General features: G+C 55.8%; 1 protein-coding gene (only partly in view). It reads right to left on the bottom strand.

Features of this window, described 5'->3' with window-relative positions:
• Positions 1-85: 85 nt before the first annotated feature.
• A protein-coding gene (locus tag BU251_RS00160; RefSeq protein WP_128698900.1) for a peptide arginase family protein crosses the window boundary here: on the bottom strand, positions 86-18,819 show its final stretch. The gene runs 100,327 nt beyond the window's last position; only the last 18,734 of its 119,061 coding nucleotides appear in the window; the start codon falls outside the window, past its right edge; the stop codon is at positions 86-88.

Raw genomic sequence — 18,819 nt, 5'->3', positions numbered from 1 at the left:
TCCCCCGGGGGTTCCCTCCCAGAGGCAACCGCCATTCATCTCCGATCACGGCCGGGAAATTCTGGCCGTGAAATCAAGAGACCTCTCAGGGGATCCTTATGATTGCGCCTGTCCCCACCTCCTCTCTATCACCTGCCTGAGCTGACAGGGAACCTCGTCCGTCGAAATCCTCAATCGTATAAAGGCCGCCCCGAAGCGCTGAAAGATCGGATACGAACACACGGTTGCCGCCCGACAGCTCATCGTCAAAACCAAATAAAGGCACGGACACCGACGACAAACGAGAGACGGCGCCGGCTGCCGGGCCGGAGGAAACAGCCGAAAAATTCAGGTTCATTACATCCTGTTGCCGACGTCCTGAGCGGAGCGAAGGGCTGGAGATCGAGCTATCCGAGTCGTCACCAACCTGACCTCCGGAAACTGAAACCATCCGGTTGATCTCCGTCTTGAGCGTCTGGGTGATGAACGGCACAAAATTCTGCGGCACCCAGTCCGGCGATTCGGCGATCGTGACCAAGGGCGTGGTCACGCCGCTCGCAGTAAACAAACGCTTCAGGAACCATGTAATTACTTGCCCCAGTTCTGATTCAATCTCCTGCCGGGGTGAACCGAAGGCGATCTTGCGGTAAACCTCTGATTTCATATTGCCCTGCTCGACAAAATAATCCTCGTCGATATCGACCAGAACGGGCCTCTGTTCCCGGCGGAAATCAGGAAGGTCGGACAACCGCAAGACATGAACGCTGATGCGCCGGCTGTTCACAACCATTTCTCTTTCCGACGGCTTGTCTTCGCTGTGCGACGGGACCACATAATAAATCTCATCGATCATGCCGTAATAGACGGCCGGATGGATAAAACTCCCTTCCTTGAAACGCAGGCCCCACAGATCGGCATCCGCGCATTCTTCCCAGCCTGCGGCTGCCGGAACAGCCGTATCCGCGTGGGCATCGGCATGGATCAGAACGGCACCCTTGACGCCCGCAAGCGCCCAGGTGTTAAAAGCCAAGCCGTGATCGGGCATCACCTGGACATGCGGTTTGCCAGCGACCGGCCCAACAACGGCACCGGCGGGCGACGAGAGGGATTTGATTTCTTTCTGGATGGCTGCCACCCTTTCTGCAAAAGGCGGATGCGTTTTCAAAATCTTCCGGCGGTCTTCTTCCCCGTCTTCCTGGACGGCCTCTTTGTCTCTTTGAAACCTGTCCTGAGACGCAAGCCTCAGAAACAGCTGGATCGACGGCTGATCAAGGAAATGGGACTCGAGCTTGGCGAGACTGCTCACCAGCGCCTCCGGCCGGTAGCGGGCTTTCGAGAGGCAATGCACGGCAAAGGCATCCGCTTCAAATTCCTGGCGGTGACACAAAACCTCCCAAGGCCCTTTGTTTTCACCGACGGGCCAGCCATGCCTGGACACAAACCTGAGATACTCGAGCGCATGCTTCTTTCTCTTGTGCCCCAATTCGTGCGCAAGCACGGCGGCCAGTTCGTGGTCGTCGAGAGCGCGCACGGTAGGCTGCCCCAAAAAGATAAAGGAACCTGTCACCGAAGCGTTGTATTCGTCGATCCACTGTTCACCCTTGCTGACAAGCAGCGGTTGACGGCCGGCGATGCGGCTCTTTTTCATCAACCGTTGTAAAATCCGCCTGGACCGGACATAATCCCCTTCGCTGAAATGCAGAAGCTTGTAAGCACAGAATATCTCCAACGCCCGTCGGGCCTCTTCCATCTTGAGATAGTACTTTGCCCACATCATGAAGTCCGACGTCTCCGGCAATGTCAACAGGAGCCTCAGGGCCATGACCTGGTCTGTAAGGTCGGCATAATCCTTTTGAAGACCGAGCCACTCTGTGAAATTTTTAAAGAAAAGGAGAGGAATCCTTTCCTGCCTGAAGGCCTCCATGGTCCTTCTGATCCTCTCGCTGCGGAAGTAAAGCACTCTCCTCTCGGCCGGCGCAGCCGGAGAAGACAGGTCCTTGTCTGAAACAATCTGGCCGGCGCCGTGGGGAGGCGCAATCAGAAAAACCAGGCGGTCGTCCCCCTGCGTCGCGAAGGAAAGGCCGCCGGACGATGTCCAGGAGACATCATCCAGAAGAGAAAAGTTGATGACATCGCCGTATCCGCGGCGCAGGACGGCCGGCCTTCTCTCCGGCTTGATGAATCTCATATAAAGGCTGCGGTCGTCGGTCCTGCCATTGACGACGGAAAATATCGTTTTGCCATGGTTCATGGTCAACCTGAGGGCCGAGGCATAAAGGATGCTGCCCAAGGCTTGCCTGCGATGCCCCTCCTCAACCCCAAGGGCGTAACAATCCTGGAATTTCGCTCCCTCTTTTGCAAACGCGGAGGTCCGCACGGCATGCAGCATCCTGTTGACGGGACCGCTGTCGCCGCCCCATATCTTTAAAGCGTCCCGCCGGGCCTCAAACAAACCCTCATCCATCTCTTCCTGATGGTACGCCATGTGCATGAACCCATCTGACGGCGTAAATCCGACATCCACGTAACCCACCAGATCCATGACCTGGCGGCGGCGAGGCGATACATCAAAGGCCTCGACCGTCAAACCCGTCACGTAACGCGCGTCCGCCCCCACGCACAACATCTCACTGAAGAGGAAGCCGTAATCCCTGCCGGCGAGCGCGATCTTTTCAAACCCTTCATCAGCCAGACGTGTCACGTCAAACACCGCCGGGAATTGTTGTGCGGCCGCAGGAGAATCCGTCGCTATCGGCGGGACTTCCCTCGGCTTCCCTCGGCCTCGTCGAGAGGCGGGCGCAGAGAGGCGAGCGCCGGTTTTGATCAAAGCCGGCGAACTTATCCCGCTGAGAACGGCCTGCGCCTTGGGCTTACCGATGACGTCGCAATTCAACCACCCTCCCCAGGAAATACCCTCCGGATCATAACCCCGGCTGTGCTCCTGGGCCTGTCTGAGATCCTCAAAAAATATCCCGAGCATCCTGGCGAGCCTTGGGCTTTGAACATTGGTAAAACGGACGGAATAGCCGAGGCGAAGGGCTTCATGACGCAGAAATTCAAGCACACTCAAGCCTACGCCGCGGAACCTGGCCGCTGCGGGATGGTTTGCCGTCCAAATGACCGGAACATTGATTTCTCTGTTCTGTGAATCTATCTCTATATGGACCCTGTTTCCTCTGACGGCCCGTCCGTTACAAACAATGTCATAGACAAACGAGTTTTCTTCCCCTTCCCGGGGAGCATTCTCTTGCGACACCAATGCCACGTTCATGCCGGGGTCGATGATATTTCCAAAGAATATCCGACGATCTCCCAGGGCCCCTTCAATCTTATGGGCTGCCGAAGAAATAAAAGAATCGGCTTCAGATACAGAAAACAGCCGTCGCTCGGTAACGCGGCTGATAAACGCCTCCGTCTGGCTCTCGTAAGCGAACTCGCGCGCAAATTGCCTGAACATTCCGATCTCCGTCAGCGCGAAAGGCGCCAGCTCGGGATAATCGAAGATATTTGTTAATCTGAAGGGATGATGACGGACAAACCTGATATAGATTGTCTCCAAGAAACGGATGCGGACAACCTCAACGATGTTCCTTATTTCGTCGGCGCTAAATTTCCTATGAGCGGCTCCATCATAGGCTGCCACCACTCTCAGAAGCTTCTCTTTGTTGTAAAACATGGGGGTAGCTGACGCATTGTGACCCAACACCAGATTATTGATTTCGACGATTCTATCGTCGGACTGGGAGATACAGAAATCGAACAAGCCGACGACTTCTCCTGCATCATTGAATTTAACGTTTTCCGGGTGCAAGTCATTATGAATAGGGACTGTCGCCGAACCGTTGCCTTGATACCGGCGCCGCGCTATTTCGGCCTGGCGCATAAAGAACATGAAATGATCGATAAATGCCTGCTGTTCCGGATGCCTTCGGGCCGGCGGCACCGTCAATACCTCCTCCATATATCCGCGCAACGCCTCTTCCAAATCGTCAAGAATTCCCAGGCGATTTTTCCACGAACGGCTTCCCTCCGGCACGAATCCTTCCATGCTGTTATTGATCCTTGCCGCCAGGCGGCCCATGGCCTCAAAGTGCTCCAGGGTGGCGTCCTGGACCGAAACATTTCTGCCTCTCTCGACGAATTCCTCGGCCCGGTAAAAACTGCGGCCTCTTTCCACAAAATATCTGTCGGCGCCCTGGGCATCGCTGTCTATCCTCGGATAGAGGCGCGCGACAGGAAGACCGAATTCATGCAACCTGGTTGTCACCGAAACAATGTACCTCAACTCCTCCAGCGTCGTTCCTCCCCTGCGCAATATGACTTTACGGGACGGCGTTTCGATCAATACCGGTTTGTGTTTACTGCCGGTACCGTTAAGCATTTGGTGGGCGCCGACAATGTCCCGTATGCCGAAGTGATCGCGGGCAATTTCCTTAGCCAATTGAACACAACTTTCCTTGCCTTTGATGGCGACGGGGCTGGAGCCTTCTTTCATCGGAAGAAGAAGCTCCGCCCTTTCTGGGCTGGAGGAAACAGCCGAAAAATTCAGGTTCATTACATCCTGTTGCCGACGTCCTGAGCGGAGCGAAGGGCTGGAGGAATTGGCCAAAATATAAGGTTTAATACCGTTCAATTCCGACGTCCTGAGGGAAGTCGAAGGGCTGGAAAAAGAATTATGAGCCCCTTTGAGCATAAGACGGATCCGCTCAATGGTTTCTACAATATTGATGGCGGCGACGCCGTCACTCGGAGGATTCATCTGCGTGCGAATCGCCTCGAGAAAAACTTTTAATTCGTGATACAACGACGGCTCGGCGTCTTCGCCCTCGAGAACATTTTGCCCTTGCAGTTGCCGCAACAGCGTCGCATCGGGCGAGTCCGCCTTCAGAGAAACTCCGTTCATCATATCTCGGCGAGACTTCGCCACAGGCGAGCCCAGATCGAAAACGGCCGCCGATTGCGTGGGCGCGACAAACAACTGAGTGAAAGCGGGCTCATGAGACCAATCAAAGGTAGCGCTGAACTTACTGCCATGAACGGTCACATAAACGACTTTACTTGTAAAGTTCCGGTCCATCGTAAGGGTCACAGGGACGTTCTTATAAAGAAGTTCCAACACCACTTTCTCCCAATCCTCCGAACAGACGCCTTTTATCAATCGTGTCGGATGATCCTGCCCAAGCAAGCCATGGATCAAGTAGAACAGATGATAACCCATGCCTTCTAAAGCGGTATGCGTCCGATCATCATTTTGATAAGGATGCATGTACTTGCCTTCGACGGCCAGGACATCGCCCAACCGGCCGCTCTTGACCATAGCCATCAGGCGCTGGAAGTGCGGCAGGTAGAACCGGTTATGTCCCACCATCAAGACAAGACGACGATCGGCAGCCAGAGCGACAAGCTCTCGCGCCTCATCGGTCGTCTCGGTAAAGGGCTTTTCCACCAAAACGTGCTTGCCTGCCGCCAAGGCCTGCTTGACAAGCTCATAATGGGTATTTCCGGGCGTCACGATGATAACAGCTTTTACAACCGGATCATTAAACAGTTCTGCCGCTTCGATCTGACACAATTGCACCAGATCATTATGGCCGAATTTTTCGTATATCGTTGCGTCAATCGTCCGGTCGACGGCGCGCACGCCTACATTCAGCTCGACGAGGGTCTTGAGATGACGACGTCCGTGACGCCCGAGCCCGACAAGGCCGATCACCGCGGAGCCTGCCTCTATCGCCGGAGAGCTGAAAGAAGACGGCTCTCCATTCTTGTATGTGACGATCCGTGGATTCGATAAATCTCTAAGGTAATCGCCGTACGTCACGACTTCCGCCAGCGCCAGAGGATCCAGGAGGCGCTCTCCTTCCTTTTTGTGGAGAACAACCCTGCCGTCGGGATATACAAAAATGGAGATCATGGGGACCGATTGCCGCAAGGGCTCTGTGGCGATCCTGTCTTCGCCGACACCCAGATCCATGAGCCGATAGGCCACCTCGTAAATAAATTCCCTCTCGTCGGAAATCTTCGTATGGACGAACAAAAACCGCGCATCCGGCAGCGCCACCGTCTTTGCAAAATCTTCGATCAGCATGTCTGTGTCGAAGCTATGCTGGATGGGATGGTCGCCGGCATAGCGTCTTAAAAACATCGCCGACGGATGGGCGACGATCAGGGAGGTGCAGAGCGTGATGCGTTCGGCCCACGGGCCGTCTTTGACAAGAACAGGAAAATCGAAATAATCCATTTTATTGAACCGGGAAAAATCCACCAGGTCGCGCGTCCGCACCGGTGAACTCACGTCCGAATCGCTGTAATCGGTGCGGACATACGCCTCCGCATAATCCCGGATGGCGGAATCGACGATGCGGAACTCCAGGTCAACGCCGTTGGCGGGAAACACGCCGTTTGTGTTGCGCATCCAAGGGAAGAACAACGGTATGATGCCGTCGGCGCCCGGCCGGCCGATATGCACGAGGTTCTCAGGCCTGGGGGCCACGGGCCCAAACCCAAAAAATCTTTGCATGATGAAACCCAGGGTGGGAATGATGTTCTCGTGAAGCCAGAACGTGGGGAAGAAAACCATAAACTCCCTGATGAACGGGACCGCCAACCCTCTGCCCCTGAATCCGGCCTCCAGGCGCATCCCCCGGATGCCGAACCGCTCTTGGCCGTCGGCAAGACTCGGCTGGGTCAGGCCATAAATGAACCCGGCGTCCTCTCCCGCCTGGGATGAAAACCGCACCATCGGGCTAAGATTGTCGCCGGAGACCCTCATCTTAAAACGCTCTCCTGCAACCTCAAAAATGTGTTTTCTGGAAGGAGAAGAAATATCGGGGTCGACCTCATACGGCGCCGTGATCATGTCGAGGAACAAAACCTCCAGGTCGTCGAAATCGCGCCGCACAAGCAGAAATTCCCTCCTGCTGTGGCATCCTTCCAGAAGGATCAAGGTCTTGCCGCGATCCAGTGCCCTGCGAAGGACCCTTTTAAGCTCCCGTGCGTAATGCCCGTGACGGAAAAAATGATGGCGATGGGGATCGATCTTATCGCCCTCCAGAACGATGAATTTCTTTCTCATCTCTTTTTGCCGGCGCACCCTGGCGGCGATGCGGCGGACCGACGTCGTCTTGCCCGATCCCGACGGCCCGTCGACAACAATGAGGACCTCGCGGTGCCGCCGCTCCCAGAGAAAGCGAAAAACATCGTCTTCAGAATAAGACTGCAATGCAGCAGGGGAAGAAAGATCTCCCGGCATGTCCTGGCCGTTCGCCGCCGTCCGCGGTCTAAATAGAAGCAGCTCGGAGCGAGGAGAACCCAGCATGGAAAACGCATACATCAGACCGCCGTGGCCGTCGCCGGCGTCAAACTCCTTATCCACATCGATCTGTTCGATGGCCGCCCCATGCTGCCGCTCCATATAATCTTCCAACTGCCCGGATTTTTTAACACCATGCGGTGAAAATAAACTCAAAAATGTCCCGCGGCCGTCATCCTGATCCGGCGTGTTGAGCAGAACAAGATACCCGCGCGTCGAAACAAAGGGAATACCCAAAGAGATGACTTTCCTGAAATCGACATAATTCAACACATCCGAGAGCAACACGATATCGAATGCGCCTTTAAGATCCACAAGGGGCAATGCAGCCGTCTTGCCGCCGAACAGATGGGAATGATCCGGCAGGACCAGGCGATCCAGTTGTTCGGCATTGCCCTTCAGGAAAACGACGTTCCCTTCCTTGTCGATATCGCCGCGGCAGCCGATGTCCACGACCAAGACATTCATGGCGATATCACGGAAACCGCGGCCCGCAAAGATCTCGCCCTGGTGGCCGCCGATATCCAGGATCAACAAAGGCCGGCCTCTCTGCGACAGCCGAAACTTAAACAGGTGTTCCAGCAATGCCCGCATGCCCCACTTTCCGCCGGAATCAGAATAGTTCCTGCTCCCGTAGAGCTCCTCCCAGTAGTTTTTGGTTTTCGCTGACGCACCCTCGCTGAATTTGTTCAAAGCCGGCGAACTTAAAGCTTCCAGTCTCTTCCATACGTTAGCGCGCAGGACTGCCTGCGTCGTCCTCACGGGTTCCCGGAATCCCGCAATGATCTCCCGGTTCCAATCGCCGATGGAAAGCGGCACCGCCGCCTCGCGCATCAGCCGGACCGCATCTATTCCTTTCATATTCTTCGCCGCCATGGCGAAAAGCAGAAGGCTGGAAAATGCAGCGGCCGTGTAGGACGTCGAGCCGTTGCGGTCGATCGCCGGCATGGCGAAATCGCCCGGCAGGGAATGTTCATGGAGTCCGTCCGCGACAGAGGTCAGGGACGCGACGGTGATGACACCCGGCACGCACCCCGGAAAAGGAGCGCGGTAGACGAGCTCTTCGCTGCGGCGGTGCCCCGCGGAGACGATCACGGGAATGCCTTGCTCGCGGATACGCTCCAGGAGACGGTAATGTTCGATGTCCGTTTCCAGATAAAATGCGCCGCCGAAGCTCATGTGCACAACAAGGCGCGCACCGGCATGCTTGCGCGTAAAATCAAGGATGTTCCTCAAGGTCTCTTTCAGAAGCGACTTTTCGATGGCCATGCCGTCCCAATTCCCCGCATTAACCGCCCATGTCTCGCAGAGGGTTCCTGGTTGCGTCTCGACGATGTTACGGACCATGCTGCCGTGAGATGCATGGAAATTATCGATGATGAAACACCCGGCGCGACCTCCGGCTGGTGGAGCAATCTTGAGGATATCCGCAGGGGAAAGGACGTCGCGGCCGAGCGCCGGCGACGAAGGCATCCTGTCCTCCGGGCCGTAGCGCTGAAGTATCTCATATATCGCCTTCTGAACCACCCAATGCATATTCTCCTTGTTCAAAATCCTCTTGAGGACAAAATACTTCTTGATAAGAAAAATCCCCCGTTCCGTCTCGTCGATCCGTTCCGGTGCGTAACTACAGTAACAGCTTTGGAAATTCTTGAGCATTCTCATGACGAGCCGCGGATTCTTCAATTCGCGCAACAGTCCTTCCAGCAATTCAAGGCCTTCCGGGGTAAAATCCCGCGTCACCCAGGCGGGGGGTCCCGGCTGCCACGGACGACGGGGTCCCCCGATCGCCGGCGACGACAAGACCCGGCCGGACGCATCACCATATGCTTCTATCCATGCGCGGAACTCTTCAAATGCTTCCGCGTTCTTCCTGTCCCATTGCGCATAAAGACGCGAAAAGGCACCATTCATCAGCCTCACGGGAATCTGGCGTTCCCACAGATATGCGAGGATCCGGCTGCCGGCGGCCGCGATCTCGCCCGGCTTAACGGCATAAGCTGCCTGGCCGGCACAAGGGGATGTCGTGAAATAATCCAAATCAACCGAAAGAACAAGGCCCTGCGGAAATACCTCCTGCGTCAAAAGCAAGGCGATGTCGCCGGATTGACGATGCAGATATCTGCCGTCGCCCAAGAGGAGACGGCCGCGTTGCGGATACAGCCAAAAGACTTTCCCGATCCAACCCTCCTCTTTCAGCTTGCTCACCCAGTTGGCCGCTCCCGCATCCTCTGACCCCGCCAAGACATCATCGCTGTGATAATCCACCAAAAGAAGCGGCAATCCACGCGGGATCGCCCCCTTCAGGACGGCATTTTTGATATGAGTATAGGCCTGATCATGTGTCTCAAAAACTCGTCTTGCAGCCGCCGCCATCGCCCCCTCCCTCTGTAATGAGACTTTAAGGCCAGACCTTAAAGTCTCATTAAGGATGGAGCGGCCGGCGACGGTGGATTCTTTTAAGCCGCGCAGTTGCTGGGAACCGAAATTTTCTGCACCGGAACTTTGCAGGCCAACACGCGGCGCCCCTTGGGCGAGATCGGTGCGCGGCGCAACCAGCTCGCTCACCACAAGCGCCCCCCGCAACCGCGCGACAGCGGCATCGCGGCGGACAACAGGAGCGTTCTTTTGCCAGACATGTCCTGCCGAGAAGATCGTCATCTCCCGGCTCATTCCATAGATTTGACCCAATGCGACACCGCGGCCCGGGCTCTGCGGACGGCGCACAAACCCCCTGCCTTCGATCATCCGGATGACAGGCACCCCGTCGCTGCCGCGATGGAAACCCGGCCCCACGTCTATCGCCGCAACCCAGATCCGCTCTCCCGAAAATCCAGGGCGCACCACGACGATACCGTAATCGCCGCCGTGCTGCCGGACATTCTCACTCAGGAGGCGGATCGTCTCCTTGACGGGAATACGCAGGCCATCCGCAGATTCCGACAGCCGTCTCCATGCCGATCCGATCGCCAAACACAGGCTATGTTCAGAACCGGACACAACGATATCGCCAACGGATTCCAGGCGCTCCATCTCTTTCAGGAAGGTTTCGCACGCCGCATAATCATGCGGGTCGGCCAGATGACGCAATCTCCAAAGATGGAGGACGTCACCGAGAAAATTCTGTCCTGCGGCCGCCGCCGATGCCGGCGAAGAAAAAACACCTGTCCCGTGAATAACGCCTGCGGGGTCATTCGGCAAACTTCCCTTGAGCGTCTCGACGAGCATCCATATCTGGATGAACTCCAGGTAAAAATTGTCCATGCAGATATCCTGGAATGTCATGACGCGTGAAGAATCGGACCAACAGAGACGATACGCATGCGGAAACCATGCCTTCAGATCTCTTCTTAAATTGATGACGGGCGATATCCTTCCCAGCCCCGTCTGGTCGGCGGTGTAATCTACGACGGCTTCCGTCGGCCGGCCCGCCTGATCAACCACGGGAATGGACAGATGAAAATGATCGCGCAGGCCGCTCCAGCGCACGGAAACATCGAACGCCTCGGCGGTCATGGCCTCGGCCACCAGATAAGCAAAACACCCGCACCCCGTCGGATAAGAAGGATTCTCCTCGTGGTAATAGGCGTCCCGGAAATACCTGTGGCGCGACGCAAAAGAAACGACCTCCCCCAGCGTCGCGAGCCGGGCCGGCGAACTCAGCGCCGCAGGAACCTTCGGGGCTGGGGCGGCAGAGGCCTTCTCCAGGACAGCGAAACTCGTGGCCACCTCTCCCTCAACGACGCTGAAATAAGGGATCCTCATGCGATCGACGAGAACAAAACCGTTTGCCTTCAGGAAAGAACAAAGCCCATCCAGCTGATACTGATAGATGACAACGAGCGCTCCAGCCGGCGCCTCACGGACAAGCTTGCCGCCCAATCTTTCGGCATCGGCCGTCTTGGCATAGATGAAATAAAAATCGAAACCGCCGAAATCGACATCAAAGAAGTTTTCTTTCTTGAACGAAACCCCGTCTTCGCTGCCGAAGCCGCGGTGGACTTGCTCGCTGAAAGCAAACAGCTCATCATCCACTTCATAACCCGTCACGCTTTCAAAGCTCTTTTGCGCAGCGAGGGCCATGACGAGGCGTCCGTCGCCGCTCCCTAAGTCTACGGCGCGGCGCACACCCCTGAAATACGGCTGTACCGGCAAGTGTCTCACCAGCTTTTTGACGTCGGCAAAATACACCGGCGCAAAAAGTCCGCCGACCGTCGGTCCCGGGATAGGCGCCACATTATCTTCGTAGTAGCGTTCCAGTCTCCCCAGAGTTAATTTTTGAACCGCCGGCGAAGAGAGAGACTTAAGCCTGTTTTCTTCCCAAAGACGGCCCACCGCTGCGACGACATCATCCGGGTCCTTTGAAACAATAACGTCAACATACTGCAAAATCTCGGCCACCCTGGCTTGGTCCCGGCTATTCTGCGGATGCAACACAGCATCGTTGTCCGTTTGCATCACAATGAGCAGGCCGGGTTTCAACTGCTTAATATTTGCGGCCAATTGATACCCATCCATTCCCGGCATGTCCAGGTCTGTAACGAGCACATCGACGTCCTGCTGGACAAGCCTTCCCATGGCGGCTATGCCGTCTTCGGCCTTTTCAACCACGGCTCCGTCAATCTCGGACAGAAAATAAATCAAAATCTCGAGCACCTGGGGACGATCGTCAGCCGCCAAAATGCGCGGACCGGCGGTTGCCGCCGAGCTGGCATCTTCCCAAAAATCTCCGGTTTCAACACGGCGCTGTTCCATATCCGCCCTGACAAGAGCGACGTCTCCAGCAGACATGACACAAGATGCCTGGTTCATCACGCCGGGCAAGAACATCACGTCGTCCACCCGCTGATATGCCAGAACCTTCACATATAGGTAACCGAAAAAACCCTTATCTCTCGGCGCAAGGACCGCAAATCCCCTCGCCTTGAGCATGGCGGCGACTTTCTTATCCTGGCCGGGCTTGGCCTTGATCAGGAGCCACCGCATGCCGTTCACCCCAGGATCCTGGTTCTGTGTGGAATTTTGCGCCGCCGACGATATCACTTCTTTACCACGAGAATCAACGGCATACGAAACGAAATCCGGAATCAACGTCCTGACGACTCCGTTTGCATCAGAAACTTCCACGCCTAAATAATCCATGAGTCCCGCGGCATGGGCCCTCTCCGGATGGCCAATGGACGTACCGTTGGATAATTCGATAAAAAGACCACCCCTGCTTTCGTCATACGACATCCCCTGGGCCGGCCGATAGGCGCCGATGACAAGCTCTCCTTTAACAAGGGCAGCGATCGCAACGGCGATACCCCCGTCGATCTTTCTGCCGTGTTCCCGACGCAGGACATCCGTGCAAATCTTGCGGAAATAATCCTTATCTTCGACGCCCAAAGACAGCCCATAAACCCCGAAATCCTGCCGCCTTAAAGCACCCCAGTAGTACAGATCGTGGCTGCTTGGAGACACCGCATAAGAAAGGGGAAATTCCTGTCTTCTTTCCAGGGGTTTGCCAAAGACGGCGGTATACCTTAAATAATGCCTGCGGGAATGCGTATGGATGTCGACCACGGGCAGGAGTGTGGCTACATCAATGTTGTTGTCCCTGATCCACTGCCTCAAACTATCGGCAAACATCGCCTTGAGCCGCAAGTAACGCTCCACATGGTTAAGGCCTTCAGCCTCAAGCTGTTTCTCGGGGAGATCAAACAATCTTGTCAAATTGCCGGCAGCCATGATCAGTCCGTGCATTTCTGTCGCGCTGTTTACCGTCACAGCGGCATACTTCTCAATGTCTTGGAGGGTCTCTTCATTGATCCGGATCGCGCCGATAAAACCATTCCCCCTGGCGGCCTGTGCGGCGGACGACACCCCCGCAACAGCCTCCTCATCTTCCCGCAACGACGAAACGGCGCCAAACTCTTGACGGATCAAAATCTCAAGACCGGCAACATACGCCGCATCAGCCAGGCCATGCAGATAATCCCTGGAATAGGCACCGACCACACAACACGGCTCAACCTCCCCGTCTCTCAAGAACCGGCGGATGAACATCAGGTCTTCCGCGGCTTCGGACAACGAAAGATGATAAGGAGCTACTCCTGCCTGAGGATAATAGGTCCTACCGAGAGAAAAGTAATCGAAGCAGAAAGAAATGACGACGTTGAACCCTCCCCGGCCGGCCTTGACCAACAGCGGCAGGATCTTACCGCTCTCGACACGCCACAGTCTCGGCGCCGTGATCGCCTTCCACAACAACCCCTCCTGTTTGGCCACGGAGATCCAGTTGCCCTCGGCGCTGCGGCCTTCGGCATCGCGGTGGGCGTCGAAATTGATCACGAGGGGCGCGCCAGCCGCCGAGAGATACTGTTTCAAAACCGGGAGGATCGCGTCATGGTGCTCCATAAAATACGCCGCAACATTCCGCGCCGCAGACGAAACAGGACCATCACCGCGAGACGGCTTCGGTTGCGGACCATCCAGCAAACCCGATGCCTTGGCCTGGTAAACATGCTGCCAGAACTCATCCCATTTATAAGCGAGGAGTTGTCGGCGCTGCCCGTCTTCAAAAATAAACGGGATCTTGGCCAAAACCAGCAATGCCAGACCCAACGGCTGGTACATCGCTGTCCAATCCATGAAGTATTGCGGACCGGCATTCCCTTGAGCCGCACTCCTGCCGGAGATCATCTGTTTATGATAGACAATGCAGCTGGCTGCATATATCTCGAAGGAATGCTCCCCGACCTCAAGCGCAAGATGATCGTCATGGACCCCCAGGGCGACGGAAACAAAGAACTCCAGGGGCCTGTCGCCAAAACCGCAGAAATTCTCCGGGAACAGGACAAACAGGGCCTCGCGCACCATCCGCAAGAAATCATACGCGGAGGTGTCCGGGTGTAACATCATCCGCCTGTCGTTGAAGATCTCCGCCACCTTGCCTTGGGCGTCCGGCGTAAAGACCGTCGCCATCTTGCGCTCCCTTCCGCCGACCCGCAGACAATTCCTTGAAAAATCCATATCGACGTAATAATCGTAATAAACGGCGGACGATACGGCCGGGCTGGAGGAACGTCGTGACGGCATCCCGAGGAGAGTCGAAGGACTGGAGAGGTCTCGAGACGTCGGCTTGTTCGACGTATCCTGAGGCCTTTCTTGACAGAACCGCCGGCCGCTCAAGCCGTCGATCATGGCCTGGTAAAATGAAAGGGGTTGCCAATATAACTCGGCGGCGTCCTGGCCTGAAAGCAAACCGTCAGCAGTGCGCCGCGCGAGGTTTTCTGTGGCGTAGCTTTCATAAGCCAGAGGATTGATGCGGCCGGCCGCATCAAGAAAAGCTGATGACAGCCCGGCCAGAACAACTTCCCGACGGAACAAATCCAGCGCCTCTGCAAAGTAATCGCTGAAAGAAGCATCAATGTCAATCTTATAAAGCGGTAGAATCAATTTCGGGACGAAAGTATCCAAGGTTTCGAAAAACATCTTGCGTTCGAAGACATAGCTGTGTTCTCCGGCCCCGATCGCCATTGTCCGTATATTATGGATACGGTCGGCTATCTTCAGCAGCAACGCGATCCAGACTTCCTTCTGGCTCTCTCTGTTCCACATGCCGTCTGCCACCATCGCGGTGACTGTAGCCATCAAACGACCCAGATAGACCGTATCCGATTCGGCTTTCCCGGCGCGCCGCTGCTTCGTCACCAGCCAGACGATAAATGCCACCCTGATACCGAACATCCTCTGCATGGCGCCGTAGCCGATACGATCGTCCTCCATGTGATCATGCAGAAATGCCGCAGGGGCTGCCAAGAGAGCCAGAGGATGACGGACAAAACCGAATTCCTTCAGGAGGATGCGGGCGACTTCGACAGGATGCATCATATAGGGCGTTTTCCGATCCCGACGGGCTTCGCTCAGATGGGCCGCCGCGACCGCCTCTAGAGCCGCAAATAACTCGGGCCCTTGCTTCTCGACATTCAAACCGACATCCCGAATAAACTGCCACAGGATCTTCTTAACAAGGGAGCCGAGCGACAGATTCAACGATCGGCAATCCAGATGTCTCTGGAGGTTTTCAAGAAAATCTTCAAGATGATACTGCAGGATATCCGGCATGTGAATTTCCAAAATATAATGTGTTGTATCCGCCGCCTCTTGGGCGACGGGTGTCAAAAACGAAGCGATGTTGCAGCCATATTCAGCCAGAAGTTTGACGGTCGAGCGAAGATCCGGAGAGAAACGGACCAGATCAAACTCAAGAAGCCAGGCATTTTCGCGCACCTGTTGTTGGCGGACATCCTCCACGTCGGCGATAGCATTCAGGCGATCCAAAAGGTTCCCCGCCCTGCCATTCTCCAAATTCTCTACTCCCAGCGTCAATTCATAGCCGCCGCTGCCATTGCGGGACATTTGTTGCCAGACACAATACGCATCCAGATCATAAATGATCTCAAGGATGTCGGCCAGAAGGCCGGGGCGGTCATGGATAAAGTCAGCTCGGACCATGTGTACGCTGTGACCGTAAAGATCTTCTGTCTTCTGGATGAAGGCACAGATGAACGCCTCCTCTCGATCGGGCCGAGACTGATTGACAGCAGGCGAGCTTTCTTTATCCGAAAGTCCCTGATCCATGATGGCGCCGTCTGCGGCGGCCCTGTTAGCCATTGCCGTAAATACGGGGTCATAAACGGCGTATATTTTTTGAATATCCTTGTCCACGCCGACAAAAGAGCGGACCGCCGGCGAAGAAATGTCTTCATCTTTGTCTTGTGCGCTGCCGACGAAACGCAGACCGGGCTCCAGGAGTTCCAATGCTTCATCGACGGAATCCACGACCTGCAGGAGCCCCGCGTCTTCTTCTTTGATGAGGGCCGCCCCGCGATAAGCCAAGGCCTGGTGCACAAACGTCTCCTTGATCGGCTTCCAGAAACTCCTTCCAACGAGCACCAGCGGACGGCGCGGCATCTTGTGCGTTTGCATGAGGGCCACGATATCGAAAAGACGGTTCATGGTCACGAGGCCTCCTGGAAGAAAAACAAAATCCCTCGTGTTCTCGGCAATCATCACATGATGGTTGGAGATATGGCGGCTCAGGATCACGTGTTCTTCCCTGGGCATCGGCCCATCGATGGAAACATATAACGTCGCCTGCAAGAGGTCGAAATGCGGCCTGGCGCCCTTGGCCAGATACCTGGCTAAAAACTGACTGCCGGAGCCGATGCGCACAGGAACGCCTCTATGAGTGATCTGCCAGGCAAGCTCCTGGGCGACGGTCAATTCTTTAGCACTTGCCGGCCGGGGATGGCCGATGAACGTCACGCTGGGCAACCACGCGTTCAACTTCGCCAAATCTGAGGCGATCTCGACGTTGGCCTCTTGTGTACGTTTGGGATTCACATGATAAGGCGGCATGGCATGCCGTCGGATATGAGCCAGCGCCGTGCGCGGCGCATCCGTCACAAAAGGCATAAAAGGAATTTCCGATATAAGGCCGTGATCTTCCCAGCTTTGCCAGAAGGCCCTCATGATCGGTTTCCAATAGGAAGAGCCGATGAGGACAAGGGCCCCCTTTCTCGCCCAGACCTCGAAAAACTCGTCCATGGTCCCAAAACCGCCGGGGAAAACGCCGATGCCGATGCTGTTATTGAAAAGCCCCATTTTGCGCGTGATGAGGTGGTTAAACTCATAGTTTTCTTCTACGAATGCCGACGTTTTTTGTTCAAAATGGATCTTGCCAGGATCGAAATAGATGCGGATGCCTTGGGTCGTGTTCCATCTCGACCGAGGGTCTCCTGCGAGCCTTCTGGCATCCACATATCCCCTCAAAGGCTCTTCCATCATGGACGGCCCCGCCCCTGTGCGCAACGGCAGCCCCTCTTCATAGACCTCCCGGCCGAACAAATAGGCTTTCTGGCACATCGCATCGGCCGCCGGAATACGGGCGCTGCCGAACACAACGACTGCCGCAGGCCATCGCCTGTGAATCGCATCAATGCGCAGACGTTCCTCTTGCAAATCCCCGGCCAACTCCTCCGCCGGCATGGAGAAATATCCCGATGGGCTGCTGAAATCAACAAAGCCTTTCGCAGCGGAATGAAAGTCTCTTATGCGGGCCGGAGAAGAAAGCTCTATGGCAGCGAGTTGTTCTATCAACTCTACGGCACGTTCCTGATATAAGCGGATGTCGCGATGGCGCAGCTGGCGCAAGATAAGGTAATACATCTGCGGAAGGAATTTGGGATGCTCTTCCAAGGCGACGGCCATCTGTTTAAAAAGGGTGCGGAACCGGCGGGGCGCAGAAAACATTTCCGTCTGCTCATCCAGCCTGCTGTACAAATCGCGGAGCCTCGCCAGGCGGCGCGCCTGTTCATCTCCGAGCCGGCGGCCGACAAAACTCTGCACGGCCAGATCGGCCGTCGCCTGAAAAACCAAAACCTCCCAGAAGAACGGCCGGCCGGACGACAACACGTTCATGTAGAGGATGTTGGCAAGATTGTCCTGCCCGCTGACGACCGTCGGCAGATCGTCGCTATAAAGGAAGAGCTCGTTAAAAAGCTTGCGAGGCACGGAATAGTCCATGATGACGGTGACATTGTTGCCCTGCGACGTGCGCACAACCTCCAGGGAAGGATCGCGGTTGCCGAACACAAAAAGGTTGTAATCATGGGCTTGGGCCAGCCGCGCGATCTCGTCATGGACGCTCTTGTCCTTGCGGCCGCACATGATAAAGAACGTCGTCTCTTTGCCGCGATAGGAAGCGTCTTTGGCGCGGGCGCGCTCGAAGATATCAAAATACCTGTTCACGCTCTGGCCCTCGTGGACATACAGGAAGCCCCACTCGGAAGCGATTGTTCTCTCGAGACCTTCCTGGCCCAAGGCCTCATCCAAAACCTGCCAGCGCGGGAACTTCTGGATGATCCTGCGGCGCTCCCGCCGGATGCGTTCGTCAATGCGGGGATACTTCTTCGAATAAATGTCCTTGGAAACCGGAGAAACAGGGGGCGCGCCGACTTCGTCCGGACCAAAACCGAGATGCGCCTCGCCGTTCTCCAGGGGCTTCTGGATATTGGCATCAAAACCGAGCTCGTAAACATAAACATGGTATCTGGCCTTGCCGCCGTAGCGCGACAAATTGTAATTCGAGATCTCCTTGATCTCTCCGCCCAAGGCATAGACGATCGAGACGTCGTCCTCCCCGACGATATCTCCCTGGATCGCCGCCCAGGCAGAATCCTTGATCCAGCCGCCGCGCTTTTCTTCGCCGTAAATGCGGCTCTTGCTTCCCGAAGCGTTGATGACTTCGACGCCCTCGATCTCCTGACGCACGAGGCCGGGATCGAGTCCTTTAAGGATCTTGGTCTCGGCGGCCAGCAGAAAATCGTCCACCTGGTGGAAGATCAAACGGATCTTCTTGTCGGGGAATGCCGTGGTAAATATCTGGGCGGCGTTGGCGACAAAAACCACATCCCCCAGTCCGGCCATCCTTTGATGCAGGATGACGTTGATAGCCCCGAAATCATCCGGAAGGTAAAAGA

The sequence above is a fragment of the Candidatus Velamenicoccus archaeovorus genome (assembly GCF_004102945.1).
Classification (GTDB): Bacteria; Omnitrophota; Gorgyraeia; order Velamenicoccales; family Velamenicoccaceae; genus Velamenicoccus; species Velamenicoccus archaeovorus.
This window is presented reverse-complemented; position numbering and strand designations above follow the sequence as displayed.